This window comes from Chryseobacterium polytrichastri, assembly GCF_900142445.1.
GTDB lineage: Bacteria > Bacteroidota > Bacteroidia > Flavobacteriales > Weeksellaceae > Chryseobacterium > Chryseobacterium polytrichastri.
In genome coordinates, this window is record NZ_FRAV01000019.1 from 1 (window position 1) to 22,092 (window position 22,092).

The window sequence follows — 22,092 nt, forward strand, 5'->3', positions numbered from 1 at the left end:
AACACCGGAAATGATGCATAAAAAATCCGGAAAAGTAAAATCTTCCGGATTCGTATCTTAATTGATAACTTGTAAACCTATTTTAGGACTAGTCATATAAATAATTAACTAAGGCAGTTCCCTGATCATTTCCACCATTGGTCCAGGTAAATCTAATTCTATAAAAAAATCCGCCTTCTAAATTAATTTCTGTATCTCTACTAACATTTAAACCATATGATTGTACCAACTGCTGACTCAAATTTAATTTTTCTAAGAATAAAAACCCGGTATCATTATCATTATTTAAAATTTGACCGCTTTCTATTACCAATATTTTGTTTTGAAGTATTTTTCCTAAACTATACGTAGCAGAATTAAAAAGTGTACTTTGTAATGTAACATTCGTAACATCACTATAAACCCAATTTTCAATATTTTCATCAAAATTAGTAATAGGCAGTCCCTCATGATTAAATGAATATGTATTCGCTCCAAAATCAAAAGTTTTCATGCCTCCAGAAGGAAGTTTTATGCTTTTAAGGATATTGATATTGATGCAACTTGGTGAAACGTATTTTGACAAAAGATAATTAGCGTTAGGACGGTTACAGTTAATCCAACCCCATGGATCTTTCCCCAAAGGTCTATTCAGTATATTAGATGTATAATCCAATACGTAATCAAATTCTTTATTTGAAGCCGAATCAAATTTGGTAACTTTAGAGAGTGATAACTTTACGTTTGGTAAATCCACCCCCGATAAAGTATAATTCAAAGAGCCATAGGATAATTCGTATGTTTCTACTGTTTTTCCGGATGGATCAACAATTTTAACCTTATCTAATCTTTGTAACTGTTGAGGAAACGTATAATTAGTATCTCCTCTTCCCTGTAAGTAGGTAAAATTAATTTTTCCTTTTCCTATGATCTCGATATCTTTTAAACTTCGGACAAATGTATTGCTTGTGATTGAGGTCGTTTCGTAAGAAGCTGGAATTTGACCATCAAAAGCCATTGCAATTGCTAAGGTATTTGCATCTTCACTTGCAAATTTATTTCTGCTTATGCCCGAATGATCTGTATACTGTACCTCGTAAGGGGGATAGTATTCCAACTTTACCAATTCTGCATTTGATGTGTTTGTAATTTTACTTAAATGAAAAGCAGTATTACTCTCACCCAAATCTGTTGAATTGGTATCATAAGAGTTATAATATCCTATTTTATTAGATAAGATAGATCTTTGAGATCGTTCTGTGACATCAAAAATAAAATTATTTCCATATTCATCAGTAACTACAAATGACATCACCTCTAATACCTTACTGGGATTAGTAGAGCCTATTGTAATTTTTAAATTATTTTTATCTAATTTTTCTACATATAAATTGTTGTCGGAAGATTTCTTAATTATAAACCGTCCGGTATAACCCATAAAATTATATTGGTAAAGATCATACTCGGTATCATATCTATTAAAAAAAAGCGATTCGAAAAATAGTTTTTTATATTGTTCAATATTATTTGCCCCTAATGCTAACTCATCTAAATATTTTCTGGTATAATTAATTTGGCTTCCTGTATAATTATATTCATCATAAAGAATTCCTATTTTGTTCGCAATTCCTTCGTTAACGCGATCATCTGCACTGCCTCTTATGGTTCTGGTGATGCTTCCTCCTGCAAATAAACTCCATCCCAATCCTTCTTCTCCGGATTTATCATCTGGCTTAGCATTGAGAGGATGATAATTTAGAGAAACGTTCATAGAGATTTTAGAATCATTCGTTGGGATATTGGCAATTGGAATTTTAATATCCGGTATTCCTGTATAATAGCTTACCGGAACCTCTTCAAATTTCATAAGATTATTTGCGGTAGGTGCCGCCGGAAACATTTGTTTTATATTATCCATAGGACTACTTACAGAAGAAGTACCTGTGCTTTGCCCATTCATTGCAAGTAAAAAATTTGAAGCTATTAGTAGTAATAATATCTTTTGTGAAATTTTTCTCATCATTTATTTTTTAATCAATTTAGCGTTAGCCGTTTTATTCGTATTAGTTTTAATCGTAATCAAATAAGCTCCTTGAATGAGTGACTGCGTATTGATTTTAGTGACTTTATTCTTCGTTTTCAAACTTTGCAATTGTCTTCCAGACATATCATACAAAAGGATATCAGCTTCTTTGAAATCAAAACCTATTTCTACATACGCATAATCTGATACAGGATTCGGATAAATCTTGATATCTTGTTTTACAATCAACTGATCAATCTGTTTATCTCCAAGCTTAATGATCTTCCAGTTTTCTTTACCAAGCTCCTCAGCGCTGGTTCCTGCTAAAATGATTGAACCATCTCTGTTGAGTTTAATATCAGAAAGCCTTTCTTCTTTTTTAGAAGATTCACCTTTCACATGTTTTCTCCACTCTTCATTTCCATTTTGATCTAAATACAGTATCCAAAAAGTTTCGTCTTCAGCTTGAATTCTTCCCTCCGCCTGTGTATATCCACCTAATAAAATCCCTTTTGAAGTTTTATCATCTGCTGCATGTAAAACACTCATTCCCATCAAAACATCTCGGTTTTTGAAGTTGTAAGACTTCTGCCAGATTTCATCCCCTTTATCATTAAGAGATATTAACCATAGATCTGTACCTTCTTCAATTCCGACTGTTTTATTTCCTGAACGTTCAGATCTGGATTCTCCTCCAATCAAAAATCCTGTTGATGTTAATGCCAACGTTCTCAAATGATCGTCATCTTTTCCTCCGAAGTTCTTCTCCCATTCAACCTTGCCGTCTTTATTGAGTTTGATAATCCAATAATCTCCTTCGCCAAAGTTTTCAGTTTTCTTTGAACCACCCATACCACTTCTGGAGTATATCCCAAGCAAAGCACCTCCGTCTTTCGTTGGAATCATTTTCTCAACTTCATCTAATCCTTTTCCACCTAAAATAGATTGTGATAGCTCTTTTCCGTTTTTATCTAGTTTTATAATTAAAACATCTTTAGATCCATACCCTTTAGCTGAGTTTTGCACATTACCCGCAACAAAGAATCCTAAATCTGTCGTTTGAATAACTGATCTTGCTTCTTCATCGGCTGAACTCCCTAATGTTTTTTGCCATAATTCGTCTCCAAATTCATTAATCCTTATCAACCAAATATCAGATCCTCCTTTAGAATCATCTTTTTTATCCAGACCTTTTCCGCTGTAAGAAGTTCCTGCTAAAAGAAATCCGCCTTCTTGGGTTGATACAGTTGCTGAAAGGAAATCATGATTGTTTCCGATAAAGAACTTTTCCCAAGCTTGTTCGCCTTGATTATTAAGTTTGACTAAATGGAAATCGTAACCGTTGTTTTGTTTATTATCCGTAGAAAGTTTTTTAGATTGGATGGAGCTCCCGGTAATTAAATACTGTCCATCGATTGTTGTGGTCACTTGGCTTAGAAAATCCTGAGTATTGGATTTAATATCTTTTTGCCAAACCACCTCTTGAGCAGAGTAGCCGGCAGCACATAGAAAAAGTGCACCTATATAGAATTTTCTCATATATTGTTCTCTTTTGATTGTTAGTTTTAAGCGATGCAAAAATAATCATTTTACTTCACTTAAATAAGAGTTATTTGGAGTGTTTCCTTTATTACATGAAAATTAATACTGAAAAACTTGGTATGTTTATAAAAAACTAAAAAACCTTCCAGAATCAACGGGAAGGTCAGATTATATAAGTGCAAAAGCTTTATTTATCTAAATTGTCTTTAAAATCTTCTATTCTGAAATCGGTGAGGGCATTTCCTTTTTCAATTTTTTCTTTGGCATAAAGTCGGAAATCATTTTCGGTTTTTTCCAAAAGATGATCATAAGGGCCAACAGCTGAAATTAGTTTTACCAAGACAGGTGATATTTCCAAGCAGATAAAAAGCCCCATAATAAAAGTGGCGGCTAAGCCAATAATCGCTGAGTTTTTTCCTAATTCGTCTAACGCCTGGAGTCTTGCCGCAAATCCGTTGAATTTATCTTCAAAGGTTTCTGTAGATTTTCTTTCGGTCTCAAGATTCGTATATACTTTAGAGATCTCTTTATCCAGATATTCTAATCGCGGAGATACTTGTTTTTGGTAATTTTCTAAATCTTGTCTGCGTTGTTCTTTAAGCTCTTGTTTACGTTTTGCATTGGGTCCGAAACCTTCTTTTCCACTTGTTAATCCAGATTGTTTTCCTAAAATTTCCTTTTCTAATTCTACGGCAGCAGAATCATAGGATTTTTGATATTGAACAACCTTTTCTGAGATTTGTTTCTTTTCTGTTTCAAAAGGTCCACTTTGTTGCAAAATCCTTCCGTTCATTTCCCCTTGAAGCTGTTTCTTATTTCTCTGAATAATGGTATTTAATTGTTTATTGACTTCTTTCTCAAAAATTTTAAGTTCTAAAGGTTTAGAAATAATAATTCCTAAAAAAGTGGCCAAAATTAAACGAGGAATAGCCATTAAAATCTGGTTCCACCATGTGCCTGTTTTCTTGATAGATGAAACAATGTATCGGTCAAGATTGAAAATCATTAATCCCCACAAAATTCCAAAGCCTGTGGATGCCCAAATATTATCAAATACGGTATACATGGCATAGCCGGCAGAAAGGGTTGCAAAAATAGCTGTGAATAGAACGATACCTCCTATTCCTGCAAATTTATTCCACTCGCTGGGGGTTTTTCTTAACATATGAAGGTTTCCTCCGGAGCAAACCATCAGAAATTTCTGGAACCAATTCATCTTATGATTCACTTGATTTATAGTTTGTTGATTGTTTTTCATTATTGAAAATTTATACAAAAGTAATACTAAAAATCGTACCAATGTTAAAGATAGTATTATGTTTTACCAAGTATAGTTGGTTTTCAGTTTAAAATAGTATAAATAAGTATTTTACATAATAAAGCTAATGGTGATTTAAATAAATTCGGAGCAACAACTTCATGGAATGGTTTATATACCGGACAGGTTTATGAAATCCCTGTAGTAATACACGTTATTGAATCACAAGCTGACGCCAATTCAAATTTAGCGTTAACAGATCAGGAAATTATCAATTGGATCGATAGAGCAAACAAAATGTATGCGACTACCTATGGTAATGGTTTTTATCCTGAAGGTACAGGCCCAACAGGTGGAGCAGTGATGCCATTTAAGTTGGTGTTAGCTAAAAGATCTCCTAGCTGTACTCCTACAACAGGAATTGTAAGATATAACGGAAGTGTACTTCCTTCTTATGATACTTATGGAGTAAAAATGCAAGGGAATAACGGGGCTGCTGATTATGACATTAAAAACCAACTTGCTCCGCATTGGCCGGAAACATCTTATTTTAATATCTATGTAGTGACTGGTTTCGATGGACAACAGCAATTATCTTATGGACTAATGGGATATGCAATGTTCCCAGATGCTTATGATTACAGCTATGAGAGTTTTATGAAAGTAGCAACTATCAAAAATTCAAATGATACTACGCTTACTCATGAGTTGGGGCATGCGTTCGGTTTGTATCATACTTTCCAAGGAGTTTCATATACAAATCAAAATTCTTGTCCAGTAAATAATAACTGCGCAACAGATGGAGACAGAGTTTGTGATACATCACCATCTAGAAGTATGTATGGTGTGAATGTTCCTAATAATACAGCTACAGATCCTTGTACGAGTCAGAATTATGACGGAACGCAATACAATATCATGAACTATACAAATGTGGAGCGTAAATTTACAGATGGGCAAAGAGATAGAGCAGTATTGATGATGATGGAATATAGAAAGAATCTAATGAATTCTACAGCAGGAAAAGATCTGGCAGTAGTTGTTCCTTCTCCGGTTTCTGTTATTGCTGCACAGTGTAATCCTGCGGGAACTGCACATCCAACCAATAATAATTTTGCAATAGGACCTTATAAAGTTAGTTTTGCATCTATAAATAGTACCACAAATGGATATGACTCTGATGAGCCATCACCAATATATTATGCTGATTATTCTACGGCAACTTGTATCAGACCTTCATATGCTACAGAGATTTCTTCAAACTCTAGTACTCCGTTGAAAATAAGTTATATGAATGGATTTAATCAGGCTGATAAATTCAAAACAAAGGTTTGGATAGATTATAATAACAATGGTTCTTTTGAAGATTCTGAGTTGGTTGTGAATAATACTTCGGCTACAGCTATGGCTTCAGGAGCTTCAGTAACACTTACCAATAATATTACTCCACCAGCTTCTGCGGTAAAAGATACATATTTAAGAATGAGAGTGGTGGTAGATGCTGCAACATTTGCGTCGGCAGTACTTCCTGATGTTACTCCGTGTTCACAGTTACAATATGGTCAGGCAGAAGATTATGCGGTGAAAATTCTAGGTGTATTGGGTACTTCTGAAACTAAAGAAAGTTCAGATGCTAAGATTGTATATTCAAAAGGAGAGAATAAGCTTATTCTTGTTGGAGCTAAAAACAATGTATTTGGAGATTATCAGATATATGACCTAAGTGGAAAGTTAATCCAAAAAGGGAATTCTAAAACGAATGAAGTTCAGGTAAACCAAGAATTGGTAAAAGGAGCTTACATCATTAATTATTCGGATAAAGATAAAAAAGGATCCAAGAAATTCTTAAATAACTAAATCTATGAGAGGCCCTTTTTTAAAGGGCTTCTTTTTTGTTGATAAAATGAAATGGGGAAAATTATAAGCATTATTTTATTATTCATATTGATGAGTAATTGCCAGTCTCAGCAGAAAAATAAAGATGCAGGAAGTAAACCGATGCTTTCTGTAAAAAATGATGCCGAATACTTCTTAGGAACCTGGAAATTTGTAGAGAAAAATTATGTTGATGGAACTGAGAAAAAAATCTATCCACTGCATGAGTGTATGAAAAAGTACAACCTTGTATTCGAAAAAGAAAATGATAATATATTTTTAACTAAAAATTATACTACAGGTAAAGATTGTTCTATTAAAAGTTCGTCGGGTAAAATTCAGGTTACCATTAATCCAAGTTCTTTTTCTTATTTAGATGCAGATTTAAAAAGGATTGATCAATATAAAATACTTTCTCCGGAAATGTTTTCCATCCTATATAATGATATCCTAGATGGAAAAGTAACAGAAATTGAAGACATGTATGAAAAGCAGAAGTGAGTTTTAAGTTGATGATTTCAGATGTTTAATTTTTTTAGTTGAAATAACCTTAACTTTAAGAATCCAATCATCAAAATCTTTAATTATGAAAAATTTAATCGTCGTTTCATTAGCTTCATTTTTATTAACTATAATCTCTTGTAATAAAAAGAAAACAATTGATGATGAATTGAAAGAAGCAGCAATTAATATGAATAAACTTACTCCGCAGGTTCTTAATGATGGAATACGTCTGGACAGTGTTTCTTCAAGACCAAATAAAATCTTTAGGTACAATTATACATTGATACAGGATGTAAAAGAAAATGTAACAGAAGAAGAAATCAATATATTTAAGAAAGAAGCAAAAGAAGGAGCGTTGAATGCTATTAAGACCTCTGCAGACATGCAGGAGTTTCGCGATAATGATGTGACGTTGAAGTATTTTTATTACGATAAAAATGGAAAACCTACCGCTGATTTCTCCATTACTTCTACGGAATATAAAAAGAAATAATTGAGATGATAAACTCATCAAAAAATCCGGAGGCTTATTTCAAGCGATCCGGATTTTGTTTTAAAAAGCTGTCCCAGCCCGTATAAGATTTATCACTGCTAATGGTTCCTGAATTAAAGTGATGGCAAACAGCAACGGCTAATCCATCCGATGCATCAAGATATTTTGTGGGAAATTCTTTTAGTTTTAATAAGTTTTGCAGCATTCCTGCTACTTGTTCCTTGCTGGCATTTCCGTTTCCGGTAATCGCCATTTTTATCTTCTTGGGAGAATATTCTGTGATAGGAATATTTCTATATAAACTTGCCGCCATCGCAACGCCTTGCGCACGGCCCAATTTAAGCATACTTTGTACATTTTTACCAAAGAAAGGAGCTTCAAGAGCAACCTCATCGGGATGATATTCATCAATTAATGCCAAGGTTTTATCAAAGATATATTTAAGCTTAGTTTCGTGATTAGGGTATTTCTTTAATATCAATTCATGAATTGAAACCATCTCCATATTGCCCTTCTTAACGGAAATAATACCGAAACCCATAATGGCAGTTCCGGGATCTATTCCTAAAATTATTTTTTCTGAAATCATTGAGCCAAAGATATGACTTTCCTTAATTTTTATGGATGAAAAAATTCATGGGAAATAGGATTGTTTTACCAAAAACTTCTTAACTTAAACAAAAAAATGAGTATGAAAAATTTATTTACCCTTTTTGTATTTCCCGTCTTTCTGTTTTGTAATTTTTTGCAAGTGAAAGACTTAAATGGAAATGAGAGTGCTGGGAATCACATTTCACAGCCAGTGAAAGACCAAATTGTTTATCTTTTTTTTAAAGTTGAAAAAAACAGTTCTGGGATGGAAAAAGTAGTATTGGAAGATAAGAAAATCATGGAAGGAATGTTAAAATCTAAACCTTCTTTTGATAGAAATTCGGCTAAAGTAGGTGATTTTATGATTTCATTAAATGATTCTAATGGGAAAGAAGTGGTGCAGCAGATTCTTAGAGATCCTTTGAATCCTGAATTAGAAAGATTTGCAGAGGAAGGAATAAGCAGAGATAAAGTTTCTCTTCAAAATGCAGAATTTAGCATACGATATTCTCATTCTGAAGATATAAAAGTGGTGAAGGTTGAGAAAATAACAAATACCGGAAGTCAATTATTATTTACCCAAAAACTATAATCATGAAAAAAACTTTGCTTTTCCTGTTCATTAGTACATGTTGCTTTTCTCAGGTCTTCGACGTAGTTCCGGTCTTACAAAACGGATCAAATGCTAAACGAATAAATATTGCAGTTTTAGGGGATGGTTTTACTGCTGCCCAACAGACCAATTTTGTTACCTCAGCACAGTCTACAATTAATTATCTTTTCACAAAAAGCCCTTACACAGAATATAAAAATTATTTCAATGCCTATGCTATAAAGGTAATTTCGGCAGAGACTGGGGTAAAGCATCCGGGAACGGCTACGGATGTTACAGAGCCCGTAATTCCTGTGTCTAATCCTAATAATTATTTGGGATCTTCTTTTGATTTTGGAGTTCACCGATGCATTTACAGTAATTCTACCAATAAGGTAGCGCAAGTTTTAGCAGCGAATCTTCCGGATTATGATATCACCTATGTTCTTGGGAATTCTACAGAATATGGCGGCTGTGGTGGAACGTATGCATTTGCATCATTAAATAATGCAGCGAATGAAATTGTAGTTCACGAACTAGGCCATTCATTTGGACAGCTTGCCGATGAATATTGGTTTGCAGGAACTGGGGAATCTCCCAATAAAACACAGAATTCAAATCCAACAACAAATAAATGGAAAAACTGGGTAGGAACGAATAGTGTGGGTATTTATCCTTATACGGAAAGTCCATCTTGGTTTCGTCCACATCAAAACTGTGAGATGAGGTATCTGGACAGACAATTTTGTTCCGTGTGTAAGCAGCAGATCATCGAAAGAATACATTCTTTAGTTTCTCCCGTTGATTCCTATACTCCTGCGAATAGTAGTTCCGTCAACGCAAATGCTAATGTAACATTTACAGTGAATGAGATTTTGCCCATTCCAAACACGTTGGTTAATTCATGGAAATTGAATGGAACAGCTTTGTCTTCTACAAGTAATTCATTAACCATAACTCCGAGCCAGCTGAATACCGGGAATAATACACTTCTTTTTTCGGTAACTGATAATACGACTTTAGTAAATGTAACAGGCCATAATGCGGTTCATTTCACGAATGTGAGTTGGACTTTGAATAAATCGGGTACACTTAAAACCTCAGAAATAAAAGCTCAGGAAAGGAGATTCAGTATTTATCCTAATCCCGCAAATAGTGAGTTTTATATTAGAGGAAAACAGGATTTTGCAAAAAATACGAAAGTGGTTTTATATGATGCTTCAGGTAAATTGATTCCTGTAAAATATGAAATGAAGGATGCTTCAACGCTGTTTGTTGATATCAATAATTTGCTCATCGGAACGTATACATTAGCAGTAACTCAAGATAATGAATTAATCATTTCTCAAAAGATTAGTAAAGAATAGTTTTAAATTGACCTATAGATGAAATCGGCTTATATGGCCGATTTTTTGTTGTAAAGAATTGAATTTACGATAGCTTTTTCTCAGCGATAGGAACCCATTTTCCGTCGTGACGAAGTAGGGTGATTTTTTCAACGATGAATTTAGTTTTATATTCTTTGTTCTTATATACTTCAATTGCTTTCAGATAATTATCGAAACTTAAATTTCTATACCCTACTGTAATATGAGGATTGAAAGTATATCTCATAAAATTAAATTGTTGTTTTACCCGGTTATAAAGCTCTATTAAATGATCATTAACTTCAGGTTTTACAAAGAGAACAGGATTTTTAGGATTAGAAAAACCATCGAAACCATTTAGCGTAATTTTAAACGGCGAAATATTGGTGTCAATTTTTTGAAATGCAATGTGAATATCTTCTTCCAATTCTATTTCTCTGGAAAAAGGAGGAAACAACGTAATATGAGCCTCATTTTTTAATGCTTTTGAATTATTATAGTTTGACGCCAAATCTTGCTTAAATAGGTTGATCTCATCAATTATCTGTTGAGGTGGAAATAGGGCGATGAAATAAAGCTTTTTCATGTGTCTAAAATAAGACTTTAATTATTTTCAATTTTCAAATAAATATTGATACATAAGAAAATTATGTATAAGTTTGCTAAGTATAAAAGATTTCGGATTGAAAAAAAATAGTCTTTACAAAGGAACACTTCAGAATATCATTTTGAAACTGCTTGCAAAAGAAGTGAAAATGTATGGTTACCAAATTACCCAACATGCCAAAGAATTGACAAAAGGGGAATTGGAAATGACAGAAGGTGCCCTATATCCAATTTTGCATAAGTTGGAAAGTGAAGAGATGATTATTTCTGAAATTCAAAAAATTAATGGAAGAGACCGTAAATACTATCTTTTAACGGAAAAAGGTAAAAAGCAACAGGCGATGCAGGAGGATGAAATGAAAAGTTATCTTTTTAATTTAAGTGCAATTTTTAATATCAGCTAAATACACAAGTGATGACAGCAGAACAGGAAAAACAAATAACAGGTTATCTTATTTTTCAAAAATTACCTTTGGATATTTTATTTGAAGTGAAAGACCATATGATTTCTCAGGTTTTAGAAATTCAGTTGAATGATAATTTAGATTTTGAGGATGCTTTTCATAAGACTAAAAAATTATGGGAAAGCGAATTTAAGCTTACCAATTATTATGCTTTTTATTCAGAAAAGATTCCTGTCATTGTTAAGAAGATTGTGAAAGAACGGTATAATAATATTCTCAAAAAATCATTTTTATTGGGGCTGGTTGCTTTCGGAGTTAATCTGCTACTAATTTATTTCTCGGATAGCACAGAAACGTATACATCGTTTTTCAGAGCACAGAACTGTCTGTTTATACTTGCTCCTTTGCTGGTGCTAACGAGTAACTACAAAATGAGAAAGTATATCAAAAGAGATTTTAAATACAAAGGAAGATTGTTTTACACCATGTATCAGCAAAATATGGGATTACTGATGGTATGTACAACTTCAATGGCTCAGATTATTTCAAAGGAAGGGAAGTATGGCTATTTGTTTTTTAAGACAGGAGACACCACGCATATTCCTTTTATTTTGGTTACTTTAATTCTTCCATTTTTAGTACAAACTATGATTATCTTTTTCCTCATCAATTTCTTTGAGCATAAAAAAACAATTATAAGACTTCAAAATTCTCTTAATCCTTCCGTTGGCTAATAAGTTCTTCGTTCGGGGTTATCATTTTTGTTCTTAAATCAATCACTGTATTTTCTATACCGTCTGTGATTTTCTTTATTTCAATATGTGGTCTGAAGATGGAGCTTTTCCCTTTTTCTTCATCTGCAATATTAGATAAGATAATAACAGAGGTTTTGGTTTCAGGGTAATAAATATTCAGAGAAGGGGAGCCTTTAATATATCCGCTGTGGAAATAAGCATTCGGTTTTCCTATATTAAGCATGATTCCGTAGCCGTAGCCCATTTTTCCGAAGATTTGATGTTGCCTTTCTGAACTTTTAGCCACGAATTTTTGAAGCGTTTCTTGGTTTAAAATTTTTCCACCATATAAAGCGTTATTCCAAGTATTCAAATCCTGAATGGTTGAAAGAATACCTCCTGCGGGAATTCCGATTTCTTTTCCGCCTAATCTTTTGGGCATATTCTGGATGAGCTCAGCATTCTTTGTGTTACCAAGATAAGCGGAGGCAAAATCAGTTCCTCTAAAAACATTTCCTGTAGAAGAGCTGTTCATTCCTGCTTTTTTAAATAGATCCAACACATTCTCGTCATAAGATCTTCCTGATACCTTTTCAATAATCTTTCCAAGTGCATTAAAACCATCATTGGAATAGAAAAAGTTTGAACCACTTTTGAACATTAATTTTCCTCCAAATAAATTCAATCCTGAAGTATGATTTAAAAGTTGATGAATAGTAATATTTTCATATTCTTTGGTCTGAAATTCTTTTAAATATTTTGATACTTTATCATCCGTCTTTAGTTTTCCTTGCTCCATTTCAAGTAAGACCATAACGGCGGTAAATTGCTTGCTTATTGATCCAATAGCAAAAATTGTATGATCGTCAATTTTCGTTTTCGTTTTAAAATCTGAAAAACCGTTTTCTTTTTGGTAAAGCTTAGTAGAATCTTTGAAAACAGCAACACTTCCATTAAAGTTATATTTCTTAAATACAGAATCTATCTGCTGTTCCAGCAATTTTTTTTCAAAAGCGGTGATTGTAGAATCTATTATCGCATTTTTGTCAATTGGCTGAGCTACTATCTGTTTAATTTCATTTTTCTCACATGAAATGATGGTAACCAAAAGGAAGAGAAGTGCGAAAAAAGAATAATTTTTTTGTGTCATTTGAGTGTAATAATTTTTTGAATCAACTTTGTTCCTCAAAAATAAGAAAAACCGCTTAATTTCACTTAAGGGGTTTGGAGTAAATAATATTAAAGTAAGCTTATAGTAGTTTTTATCTTCCGAGGTAAACGATAAATTAAGCAATGAAATGTACAGGTTTCTATTTGACGAATGTAATAAACAGGTCATTTATATTTTCATCTGTCGTAAAGACTTTTATAAATGCTTTCGGAATATAGTATACTTCGTATTTGTTATAGAATAGAGAGAAACTTTTATTGAACATTTTATAGTCTAATTTTTTTCCGCCTAAAAAAACTAAAGATTTTTCATTGGCAAATAATCCTTCTACAGAAACATCTCCGTATTGTTTTCTTTCATCATTTTCTGAAAGATATAAAGTGTTTTTTTTAAGGAGATCCTCCTTTTTGAAGATCATTAATTTTCCCGCATAATGATAGCCTTCGGGACTAAATTCTAGTAAATTTTCTGCTTTGACGCATTCTTGCGGAACCTCCAAATTGTAGAAACCTTTAGCATCTGTTTTTGCAGAATATACTTTTTGAGGAGTAATAAAATGAATAGTCGTTTCCGGGCCCGGTTTATTGGTTCCTTTAATTAAAACTTTCCCTGAAATAATCATATTCCCGTCACCCGTTTTATCTTCTTTTTTCTGATTCTCTTTAGGGGTTTTTGATGGGGAAGAAACAAATTCAGTTTTGGTGACAACTTTTGTTTGCGCAGGATAAGAATTAATCATACTTGCTGTTAAAGCCAATCCAGCTGCGATCTTAGTAAAAGACGTTTTTCTGGGATGATGGTTGTGTGAAAATGAAATTTCAGGTTGTAAAACTAGGTTTAATGATCTCTTAAAAACTATTCCACAGAATTGTTCGCCTTTGTTTTGCAGAATAATACTTAAAATCTCCGAATCATTAAGCTCAGATAAGTCTAAGACTTTTTTTGAGCATAAATCACAGAATTTTCCATCAGGAAGATCATGCATTTTTTCTAAGGATTCTTCACAAGGTTTTTCAATTTTTAAAAAAGGTTTCATTAAGATGGTTTTAGTTTACTATATAAACGAAAACTTTTATCTATTATTTTGAGATCAAATCACAAAACCAGAAAACATATTCTTCCTCTATATCGTTCTCGTCAGATTTAGGCTTGGGATAGGTTTTCTTTACCGTTTCTCCAATTTCAAATGAGATTGGTTGTTTAAAAATAGGTCCGTCAAAAGTAAAGGTGTGAAACTCTCCGTTTTCTCCACAAGGGTCAACGTTTTCAGGTAAGTCATTAATGAAATCCTGATCAATAACTCTTCCTGCAAAACTTTTATCTAAATATGTTTCGTTTACGCAAGTAACAATGGTTTTAAAACCGAGAGCTAAAAATTCATGGATGAGGTCTAACGTATTCTGTTTCCAAAGAGGAAAAACGGCTTCCATCCCGATAGCGTGTAATTGTTCCTCACGATATTTCCGAAGATCTTCCAGAAAAATATCTCCAAAAATAGAATGGGTATTACCTTGAGATTTTATAACATCCATTGTAGAAATCATAATCTCCCGATATTGTTCCATTGATGGCTCTTTCGGAATTTGCATCGTAACTAAAGGAATTCCCAAACTTGATGCCTGATGTTGTAAAAGATCTATATGAACGCCATGCATAGAAATTCTTTGAAATTCTTCATTTACACTAGTCAATAGGGAAGTAACTTCAAAACGGTCTTCTTTTAAGATTTTATATAGTGCCAGAGCAGAATCTTTTCCACTGCTCCAGTTAAAAATGGCTTTTGGCTTCATGTAAGGATGCTATTTTATAAATCTTTATTATGTTAAATGTAACACATTGGTGAATTAAATTGTCTTATTTAATTAAGGACCAACAATTTTTTTTAAATTTAAACCAAATTAAATAAAAATAAAACCACATGAAAAACTTATTATTAGGAACCGCTGTTCTGTTTTTTACAGGAAGTATTAGCCCTGCCTTCTCGCAAAGTAAAGAAGCTCCAAAATTTATCAGTAATACAGAAGGAGTTAAAGAATACAGCCTTAAAAATGGAATGAAAGTTCTTTTAATTCCTGATGCATCACAAAGTAATATGGTGGTGAATATTGTGTATAACGTAGGATCAAAAGATGAAGGTTATGGAGAGAAAGGAATGGCACATTTGCTTGAACATATGTTGTTTAAGAGTACCAAAAATATGGGCGACATAAAAAAGCAGTTGTCTGATAAAGGAGGTCAGGCTAATGGGACGACTTGGTATGATAGAACTAATTATTATGAAATTTTCCCTTCCAATGAAGAAAATCTAAAATGGTCTTTACAGATGGAGGCTGACCGAATGCTGAATGCTACAATTTTACAAACGGATCTTGATAAAGAATTTTCTGTCGTAAGAAATGAATTTGAAATCGGAGAAAATAATCCTACAAGAGTCATGATGCAGAATGTATTTTCTAATGGGTATACATGGCACAATTACGGAAACAGCACCATTGGGAGTAAAGAAGATATTGAGCGTGTAAAAGCGCCAACATTAAGAAAATTCTACGAAAAATATTATCAGCCGGATAATGCAACATTAATTATTGCGGGTAAGTTTGATGAAAAAAGTGCATTAAAATATATAACAGACTATTTTTCAGGATTGGCAAAACCAACTCGTGAATTGGGCGGAACTTATACCGTTGAGCCGGCTCAGAATGGAGAAAAATATTTTGAGGTTAAAAGAAATAATGACCAACAGATTATTGCTGCGGGGTATCATACATCTGCTTTTGCAGATAAAGATTATGCTGCTTTGTCAGCATTGTATGAGATTCTAACTTCTGATCCTTCAGGATATCTGTATAAAAATTTAGTGGAAACGCAGAAGGTTTCTTCTATATGGACATTCAGCCCGGTGGTAAGAGATCCGGGAATGGTTTATTTTAACTTTGATGTTCCAAAGGATAAAAATCTGGATGAAACAACAAAACTTGTAAGAACAGAATTAGACAAAGTATCTACAATAAAATTTACGGCAGAAGATCTTAAAAGAGCGAAAGCAAAATTGGTAAAAGACATTGAAAACGAAAAAAACAATACCATCAATTTTGCAATTAATCTTACAGAAATTATTGGAGCAGGAAATTATAAATTGAACTTTCTTTATCGCGATAATGTAGAGAATCTTAAATTGGAAGATATCAACAGGGTGGCTCAGAAGTATTTCAAAAATAATAACCGTACGATTGGAGTGTTCCGACCTTCTCCTAATGAAGAAAGAGTAGCTCCTGCAGAATTCAGAGATAATCAGATTGCTGATTTGGTGAAAGACTATAAAGGAAGAGCTATAGAAAAAGAAGTTGCTCCTTTTGAAGCTACCATTGCAAATGTTAAGAAAAATCTTACAGAAGGAAAGTTGTCCAATGGAATGAAATACGGGTTGATCAATAAAGAACTTAAAGGCGAAAAAATTCAGGGAACTTTCAGATTTAGAATTGGAAATGAAAAAGATCTTGAAGGCAAAGATGCAATAGCAAGCGTTACTGCTTCACTATTAAAATCCGGAACTAAAACTAAGACAAAAGAGCAGATTCAGGATGATCTTGATCAAATGAAATCTTCTGTGGGTGCTTATATTTACGGACAAAATTTAATTATAAATGTAAATACTTACAAACAGTATTATCCGAAGGTAATGGCTATCATACAGGATATTCTTACAAATGCTATATTTCCGGAAAATGAGCTTAGCAAAACAGTAATAGAAACCAATACTTGGTTGGAAGGACAACTAAAAGACCCAAATGCCATTGCAAGCAATGAATTACAAAGATTGGCTTCACCTTATCCGAAAACAAGTATTTTCTATGTGGCGTCTTTACAGGAACAAATTGATGACAATAAGAAAGTAACCAAAGCTCAGGTTGTAGATTTCTATCAGAATATTATGGGAGCTTCAGATGGGGTAGGAACGTTAATAGGAAGTATTGATGCAAAACAGGCTTCTGCAGAATTGGAGAAAACATTTGGGAAATTTACGGCTAAATCTAAATTTGTTGAGGTAAAGCCAACCTTCTTTGAAACGAAGAAACAAGATAAAAACATCATTACTCCAGATAAAGAAAATGCGGTGGCTCTTGGAACTTCAAGTTTTAAAATGGCTCAGGATAACCCAGATTATCCTGCATTGGTAATGGCTAATGAGATTTTAGGAAGTGGAGGTTTCCTTTCTGCCAGATTACCGATGAGGTTGCGTGAAAAAGACGGGATTTCTTATGGAGTAGGTTCCTATTTAAGCGTTCCCGTTACCAATGATGTTGCATCATGGAATTATTATGCATACCTGAATCCAACGAAGAGAGATGCTGTAGAAGCTGCCGTGAAGGAAGAAGTAAGCAAAGCATTAGCCTCAGGATTTACGCAAGAGGAATTAGATTCTAACAAGAAAAGTTATGCAAACGAAAGAAAGACCAATTTAGGTTCAGACAATACGCTTATTAATCTTGTGAATACCCAACTTCTTTTTGGAATTCCATTGGATAGGTTTGACGAGCAGAATTCAAAAATTCAGAATTTGAAATTGACGGAAGTAAATGCAGCCTTGAAAAAATATCTTTCTGAAAATAAAGTAATCTCTGTTTTTGCCGGAGATTTTAATAAAAAGTAGTTTGACATTGTATAAAAGTGAATCGGCGTAAATATATTTGCGCCGATTTTTTTTGAAATTTAAATCTTACAAAGTAAATATAAAATTTAATTTAGAGCGTTTTAAACCTTCAAGTTTTAATAAGTTAGAATTCTATTAAAAGGTCTTTAATGTCATAATAATCTTGTTGTTCAGTATGATATAATTTAAACTCTTCTTGGTTTTTGAACAATTCGATTACAAATTTCCGATTCAGTCTTGTGGGTTTATGAGAAATGATACTGCCGTAAGAACTCCAAGGATAATCTCAAATTTTTTCTGTGAAATGATGTTTTACAGGATTGAAATGAATATAATGAATGAGTTTCTTGAAATAATTTGTAGAATCAACTTCTTTTCTTTCAAAGTTTTTTTCAAATAAACTTCCGGTTCTATTGTATCGCTTATTAATGGCCTTAGCATAAGAATTAAAAAAATGGCCAAATTGTAAATGAACATCAATCTTTTTAGGTATTTCAGTTGCGGTATATTCTAATTTTTCAATCTTTATTTCTTCAAAAGGTTTCACATAAACTAGAACATGAAAATGATTTTTTAATAAAACCCAAGCAATGGTATCGCAAAATGGAGAAATGTATTGATGAAATCTATTCAAAAAGAAAGTATAATTTTCAGAATCAAAAAAAATATTCTGTCCATTATTACCTCTATTATAAATATGATAATACTTACCAGATTCTAGTAAAGATTTGTTGTTCATTTTATCATTTGTGTATTATAAACCTTCAAGGTTTTTAAAACCTTGAAGGTTTGATTGTATAAAACTACATATTTCTTCTGTACTTACCACCCACTTCAAACAAAGCATTGGTAATTTGTCCAAGAGAACAATATTTCACGGCATCCATCATAACATTAAATAAGTTTTGTTGGTTGATGGCTGCATATTGCAATGTTTTTAAAGCGGCTTCAGATCTATCTTCATTCGATTGTTGGAAGTTGTGAAGCGTTCCAATTTGAACCTGCTTTTCTTCTTCAGTTGAACGGATAACTTCTCCCGGGCGAACGGTTGGTGAACCATCTTTTCCAAGGAAAGTATTTACCCCGATGATCGGATATTCTCCAGTGTGTTTCAACCATTCGTAATGCATCGATTCTTCCTGAATTTTCGAACGTTGATACATGGTTTCCATAGCACCTAAAACACCACCTCTTTCGGTGATTCTGTCGAATTCTGCATATACTGCTTCTTCAACAAGATCGGTCAATTCTTCAATGATAAATGAACCTTGAAGAGGGTTTTCATTTTTAGCTAATCCTAATTCTTTATTGATGATCAACTGAATTGCCATTGCTCTTCTTACAGACTGCTCAGTTGGCGTTGTAATCGCCTCGTCATAAGCATTCGTGTGAAGAGAGTTACAGTTATCGTAGATCGCATACAGCGCTTGAAGTGTTGTTCTGATATCGTTGAAATCAATTTCCTGAGCGTGAAGCGAACGTCCCGAAGTTTGGATGTGGTATTTCAACATCTGGCTTCTTTCGTCTGCACCGTATTTCAGTTTCATGGCTTTTGCCCAGATTCTTCTTGCTACACGTCCGATCACTGAATATTCAGGGTCGATACCATTAGAGAAGAAGAACGATAGGTTAGGCGCAAAATCATTGATATCCATTCCTCTTGATAAATAGTATTCCACATATGTGAAACCATTCGCTAAGGTAAATGCCAACTGAGAAACAGGGTTTGCACCCGCTTCTGCAATGTGATATCCTGAAATAGAAACCGAATAGAAGTTTCTTACTTTTTCGGTAATGAAATATTCCTGAACGTCACCCATTAATCTAAGGGCAAATTCAGTAGAGAAAATACACGTATTCTGTGCTTGATCTTCTTTTAAAATATCAGCCTGAACGGTACCACGAACAGTCGCGATTGTTTTAGCTTTAATTTCAGCGTATGCTTCAGCAGGAATTACTTCATCTCCGGTAAGTCCTAATAATTTTAATCCTAAACCGTTGTTTGATGGAGGTAATTCACCGTTATATTTTGGTCTTTCTAATCCTTTATCGTCGAATTTTGCTTTTAAAGCCTTCTCAACATTCGCTTCTAATTTATGTTCAGCGATATATTTTTCAACATTTTGATCGATTGCCGCATTCATAAAGAAAGCCAACAACATTGGGGCAGGACCATTGATCGTCATTGAAACGGAAGTCATTGCATTCACCAAATCAAATCCGGAATACAATTTTTTAGCATCATCTAATGTTGCAATTGAAACTCCTGCATTTCCAATTTTACCATAGATATCTGGTGGTAATGCTGGATCTTGACCGTATAAAGTCACGGAGTCAAATGCTGTAGACAAACGTTTTGCATCCATTTCCGCCGAAACGTAGTGGAATCTTCTGTTCGTTCTTTCAGGACCTCCTTCTCCGGCAAACATCCTTGTAGGATCTTCCCCAGTTCTTTTGAAAGGGTAAATTCCGGCTGTATAAGGGAATCCTCCCGGAAGGTTTTCCTGACCTTTCCATTTAATTAAATCACCCCAATCTGTATATTTTGGTAATGAGATTTTTGGTATTCTTAAGTGTGATAAAGATTCTGTAGAGGTTTCAACTTTAATTTCTTTTCCACGAACGAAATAAGAGTAAAACTCGGCCTTGAAAGCATCTTTCGTATCGTCCCAAGTTTTTAGGAAGTCGATGTTTTCCTGTTGAAGATCTTTTTCAGCTTTTTGATATTCAGTATCTAAAGTTTCATTTGAAAGGAATTTTTTCACTCCTTCAATATGATACATCTTTCTTGCTAATTCAGCCTGTTTCTCAACATTAGCGTCATAGATTCTATTGTTTTCAACAATTTCAGATAAATAACGAACTCTTTTCGGTGGAATAATCGTGATGTCTTCAGAAACTTCTTGTTCAACAAAACCTTTTAGGTTTAGATCTGAAAACTTATCGTTTACTTTTTCAACTAATCTATTGTATAAATCGGTTGTTCCGTGATCGTTGAATTGAGATGCTTTTGTTGCATAAACCGGCATGTCATCTAATGGACTTTCCCACAACAAATGGTTTCTCTGGAACTGTTTTCTTACCGCTTGAAGTGCATCTAAAGCACCACGCTTGTCAGATTTATTTAAAGCAACTAAATCTGCATAATCTAGCATGTCGATTTTCTCTAACTGTGTGGAAGCTCCATATTCAGGAGTCATTACGTACATTGAAACATCTGCAAAATCTGAAACTTCTGAACCAGATTGTCCAATTCCTGAAGTTTCTAAAATGATAACATCTGGATGAGCCAATTTCAATACATTCAAAGCAGAATGAATGAACGGTGAAACAGAAACGTTGTTCTCTCTCGTTGCCATCGAACGCATATACACTCTAGGATCGTTGATTGCGTTCATACGGATTCTATCTCCCAATAATGCACCTCCGGTTTTCTTTTTCGAAGGGTCGATTGATATGATTGCAATTTTTTTATCTGTATTGGAACGTAGGAAACGTCTTACCAATTCGTCTGTTAAAGAAGATTTTCCGGCTCCACCAGTACCTGTGATCCCGATAATAGGAATGTTTAAGTCTTTTGATTTTTCATCAATTGCTTTTACCAAATCTGGTTTTTCTTCTGAGAAGTTTTCAACGGCAGAAATGATTTTAGCGATGCTTGTAGAATTTTCAAAATTAATTGAATCTAGATCCTCTGCTGTTACTTCTTTTCCGGTTGCAAAATCTGATCTTTTCACCAAATCATCGATCATTCCCTGTAAACCAAGTTCACGGCCGTCATCCGGAGAATAAATCCGGTCGATTCCATAAGACATGATATCTTCAATTTCCTCAGGCAGAATTACACCGCCACCGCCACCAAAAATTTTGATCTGCGGAGAGTTTTTCTCCCTTAAAAGGTCGTAGATATATTTGAAATATTCGTTGTGACCACCTTGATATGAGGTTAAGGCGATTGCATTGGCATCTTCCTGAATTGCTGTATTTACAACTTCTTCTGCTGATTTGTCGTGACCAAGGTGGATGACCTCACATCCTGTTCCCTGAATGACACGTCGCATAATATTAATTGCTGCATCATGGCCGTCAAATAACGACGCTGCGGTTACAATTCTTACTTTGTTTTTAGGAGTATATTTTTGGGTTTCCATAAAAAATCTAGAAATTTTCTGAATTCTCAAATATAACAATAAAATAACAACCCAAATTTTGTGTTTAAAATATTGATTATTAGTTTCCTATTTGTTTTTTTATGAAATGATTTTCCCCAACTGAACAAACATTCGTTTAAGAATGACAACT

At 33.6% G+C, this 22,092-nt stretch carries 18 protein-coding genes; 8 read left to right on the forward strand and 10 right to left on the reverse strand.

Features of this window, described 5'->3' with window-relative positions; translation table 11 throughout:
• Nucleotides 1–88 precede the first annotated feature (88 nt).
• The 3 genes from BUB80_RS12645 to BUB80_RS12655 form a co-directional block, all read right to left on the reverse strand.
• Nucleotides 89–1,999 (reverse strand): hypothetical protein, encoded by a 1,911-nt coding sequence (locus BUB80_RS12645; RefSeq protein ID WP_139262677.1) that lies wholly within the window; start codon nt 1,997–1,999, stop codon nt 89–91.
• A 3-nt stretch (nt 2,000–2,002) separates the two neighbouring features.
• Nucleotides 2,003–3,541 (reverse strand): T9SS type A sorting domain-containing protein, encoded by a 1,539-nt coding sequence (locus BUB80_RS12650; RefSeq protein ID WP_073293367.1) that lies wholly within the window; start codon nt 3,539–3,541, stop codon nt 2,003–2,005.
• Nucleotides 3,542–3,731: 190 nt separating this feature from the next.
• Complete coding sequence (locus BUB80_RS12655) at nt 3,732–4,802, reverse strand: DUF4407 domain-containing protein (protein WP_073293369.1); 1,071 nt, start codon at nt 4,800–4,802, stop codon at nt 3,732–3,734.
• A 297-nt stretch (nt 4,803–5,099) separates the two neighbouring features.
• Here BUB80_RS12655 and BUB80_RS12660 point away from each other — a divergent pair, with 297 nt between their 5' ends.
• The 3 genes from BUB80_RS12660 to BUB80_RS12670 all read left to right on the forward strand — a co-directional run bounded on the left by BUB80_RS12660 (nt 5,100) and on the right by BUB80_RS12670 (nt 7,674).
• A complete protein-coding gene (locus BUB80_RS12660; protein WP_228433800.1) occupies nt 5,100–6,659 on the forward strand; it encodes a zinc-dependent metalloprotease in 1,560 nt (519 codons plus the stop codon).
• Nucleotides 6,660–6,710: 51 nt separating this feature from the next.
• Nucleotides 6,711–7,178, forward strand: a complete 468-nt coding sequence (locus BUB80_RS12665; RefSeq protein WP_073293371.1) for a lipocalin family protein — start codon at nt 6,711–6,713, stop codon at nt 7,176–7,178.
• 85 nt (nt 7,179–7,263) lie between these two features.
• Nucleotides 7,264–7,674 carry a hypothetical protein gene (locus BUB80_RS12670; RefSeq protein ID WP_073293373.1) on the forward strand — a complete coding sequence of 137 codons (411 nt, stop codon included), beginning with the start codon at nt 7,264–7,266 and terminating at the stop codon, nt 7,672–7,674.
• Between the two features lie 34 nt (nt 7,675–7,708).
• On the opposite strand, the gene ruvC is transcribed toward BUB80_RS12670, so the two are convergent.
• Entirely contained in the window at nt 7,709–8,263 is a 555-nt protein-coding gene (gene ruvC, locus BUB80_RS12675; protein ID WP_066754672.1) for a crossover junction endodeoxyribonuclease RuvC, read from the reverse strand.
• 102 nt (nt 8,264–8,365) lie between these two features.
• Between ruvC and BUB80_RS12680 the strand changes: the two genes are divergently transcribed.
• On the forward strand, nt 8,366–8,857 hold the full coding sequence (locus BUB80_RS12680) for a hypothetical protein (RefSeq protein ID WP_073293375.1): 492 nt from the start codon (nt 8,366–8,368) through the stop codon (nt 8,855–8,857).
• Between the two features lie 2 nt (nt 8,858–8,859).
• Nucleotides 8,860–10,224, forward strand: coding sequence for a M64 family metallopeptidase (locus BUB80_RS12685; protein ID WP_073293377.1), 1,365 nt, complete (start codon nt 8,860–8,862; stop codon nt 10,222–10,224).
• 64 nt (nt 10,225–10,288) lie between these two features.
• On the opposite strand, the gene BUB80_RS12690 is transcribed toward BUB80_RS12685, so the two are convergent.
• Nucleotides 10,289–10,810 (reverse strand): 2'-5' RNA ligase family protein, encoded by a 522-nt coding sequence (locus BUB80_RS12690; protein ID WP_073293379.1) that lies wholly within the window; start codon nt 10,808–10,810, stop codon nt 10,289–10,291.
• A 97-nt stretch (nt 10,811–10,907) separates the two neighbouring features.
• Between BUB80_RS12690 and BUB80_RS12695 the strand changes: the two genes are divergently transcribed.
• Together BUB80_RS12695 and BUB80_RS12700 are read left to right on the forward strand one after the other, a co-directional pair.
• Nucleotides 10,908–11,234 carry a PadR family transcriptional regulator gene (locus tag BUB80_RS12695; protein ID WP_073293381.1) on the forward strand — a complete coding sequence of 109 codons (327 nt, stop codon included), beginning with the start codon at nt 10,908–10,910 and terminating at the stop codon, nt 11,232–11,234.
• An 11-nt stretch (nt 11,235–11,245) separates the two neighbouring features.
• Nucleotides 11,246–11,968 carry a hypothetical protein gene (locus BUB80_RS12700; RefSeq protein WP_073293383.1) on the forward strand — a complete coding sequence of 241 codons (723 nt, stop codon included), beginning with the start codon at nt 11,246–11,248 and terminating at the stop codon, nt 11,966–11,968.
• Here the strand turns inward: BUB80_RS12700 and BUB80_RS12705 are convergent.
• The 3 genes from BUB80_RS12705 to BUB80_RS12715 all read right to left on the reverse strand — a co-directional run bounded on the left by BUB80_RS12705 (nt 11,949) and on the right by BUB80_RS12715 (nt 14,929).
• Nucleotides 11,949–13,118 (reverse strand): serine hydrolase domain-containing protein, encoded by a 1,170-nt coding sequence (locus BUB80_RS12705; RefSeq protein WP_073293385.1) that lies wholly within the window; start codon nt 13,116–13,118, stop codon nt 11,949–11,951. The two genes, BUB80_RS12700 and BUB80_RS12705, sit on opposite strands and share 20 nt — an antisense overlap.
• Nucleotides 13,119–13,278: 160 nt before the next feature.
• A complete protein-coding gene (locus BUB80_RS12710) occupies nt 13,279–14,175 on the reverse strand; it encodes a hypothetical protein (RefSeq protein ID WP_073293387.1) in 897 nt (298 codons plus the stop codon).
• A 43-nt stretch (nt 14,176–14,218) separates the two neighbouring features.
• The gene (locus tag BUB80_RS12715; protein ID WP_073293389.1) at nt 14,219–14,929 is read right to left on the reverse strand and encodes a Dph6-related ATP pyrophosphatase; all 711 of its coding nucleotides are present in this window, start codon (nt 14,927–14,929) and stop codon (nt 14,219–14,221) included.
• 128 nt (nt 14,930–15,057) lie between these two features.
• On the opposite strand from BUB80_RS12715, the gene BUB80_RS12720 reads away from it, so the two are divergent.
• Nucleotides 15,058–17,790, forward strand: coding sequence for a M16 family metallopeptidase (locus BUB80_RS12720; protein ID WP_073293391.1), 2,733 nt, complete (start codon nt 15,058–15,060; stop codon nt 17,788–17,790).
• A 286-nt stretch (nt 17,791–18,076) separates the two neighbouring features.
• Here the strand turns inward: BUB80_RS12720 and BUB80_RS12725 are convergent, their stop codons facing one another.
• On the reverse strand, nt 18,077–18,529 hold the full coding sequence (locus tag BUB80_RS12725; protein WP_073293393.1) for a hypothetical protein: 453 nt from the start codon (nt 18,527–18,529) through the stop codon (nt 18,077–18,079).
• A gap of 64 nt (nt 18,530–18,593) precedes the next feature.
• Nucleotides 18,594–21,941 (reverse strand): methylmalonyl-CoA mutase family protein, encoded by a 3,348-nt coding sequence (locus tag BUB80_RS12730; RefSeq protein ID WP_073293395.1) that lies wholly within the window; start codon nt 21,939–21,941, stop codon nt 18,594–18,596.
• Nucleotides 21,942–22,092 lie beyond the last annotated feature (151 nt).

Bases quoted from the DNA above. Each gene is read 5' to 3' on its own strand.
- BUB80_RS12730 (WP_073293395.1), bottom strand. From the start codon at position 21,941: ATGGAAACCCAAAAATATACTCCTAAAAACAAAGTAAGAATTGTAACC.
- BUB80_RS12690 (WP_073293379.1), bottom strand. From the start codon at position 10,810: ATGAAAAAGCTTTATTTCATCGCCCTATTTCCACCTCAACAGATAATT.
- BUB80_RS12705 (WP_073293385.1), bottom strand. From the start codon at position 13,118: ATGACACAAAAAAATTATTCTTTTTTCGCACTTCTCTTCCTTTTGGTT.
- BUB80_RS12670 (WP_073293373.1), top strand. From the start codon at position 7,264: ATGAAAAATTTAATCGTCGTTTCATTAGCTTCATTTTTATTAACTATA.
- BUB80_RS12650 (WP_073293367.1), bottom strand. From the start codon at position 3,541: ATGAGAAAATTCTATATAGGTGCACTTTTTCTATGTGCTGCCGGCTAC.
- BUB80_RS12655 (WP_073293369.1), bottom strand. From the start codon at position 4,802: ATGAAAAACAATCAACAAACTATAAATCAAGTGAATCATAAGATGAAT.
- BUB80_RS12680 (WP_073293375.1), top strand. From the start codon at position 8,366: ATGAAAAATTTATTTACCCTTTTTGTATTTCCCGTCTTTCTGTTTTGT.
- BUB80_RS12715 (WP_073293389.1), bottom strand. From the start codon at position 14,929: ATGAAGCCAAAAGCCATTTTTAACTGGAGCAGTGGAAAAGATTCTGCT.
- BUB80_RS12720 (WP_073293391.1), top strand. From the start codon at position 15,058: ATGAAAAACTTATTATTAGGAACCGCTGTTCTGTTTTTTACAGGAAGT.
- BUB80_RS12660 (WP_228433800.1), top strand. From the start codon at position 5,100: ATGTATGCGACTACCTATGGTAATGGTTTTTATCCTGAAGGTACAGGC.
- ruvC (WP_066754672.1), bottom strand. From the start codon at position 8,263: ATGATTTCAGAAAAAATAATTTTAGGAATAGATCCCGGAACTGCCATT.
- BUB80_RS12685 (WP_073293377.1), top strand. From the start codon at position 8,860: ATGAAAAAAACTTTGCTTTTCCTGTTCATTAGTACATGTTGCTTTTCT.
- BUB80_RS12725 (WP_073293393.1), bottom strand. From the start codon at position 18,529: ATGAACAACAAATCTTTACTAGAATCTGGTAAGTATTATCATATTTAT.
- BUB80_RS12665 (WP_073293371.1), top strand. From the start codon at position 6,711: ATGGGGAAAATTATAAGCATTATTTTATTATTCATATTGATGAGTAAT.
- BUB80_RS12645 (WP_139262677.1), bottom strand. From the start codon at position 1,999: ATGAGAAAAATTTCACAAAAGATATTATTACTACTAATAGCTTCAAAT.
- BUB80_RS12710 (WP_073293387.1), bottom strand. From the start codon at position 14,175: ATGAAACCTTTTTTAAAAATTGAAAAACCTTGTGAAGAATCCTTAGAA.
- BUB80_RS12700 (WP_073293383.1), top strand. From the start codon at position 11,246: ATGACAGCAGAACAGGAAAAACAAATAACAGGTTATCTTATTTTTCAA.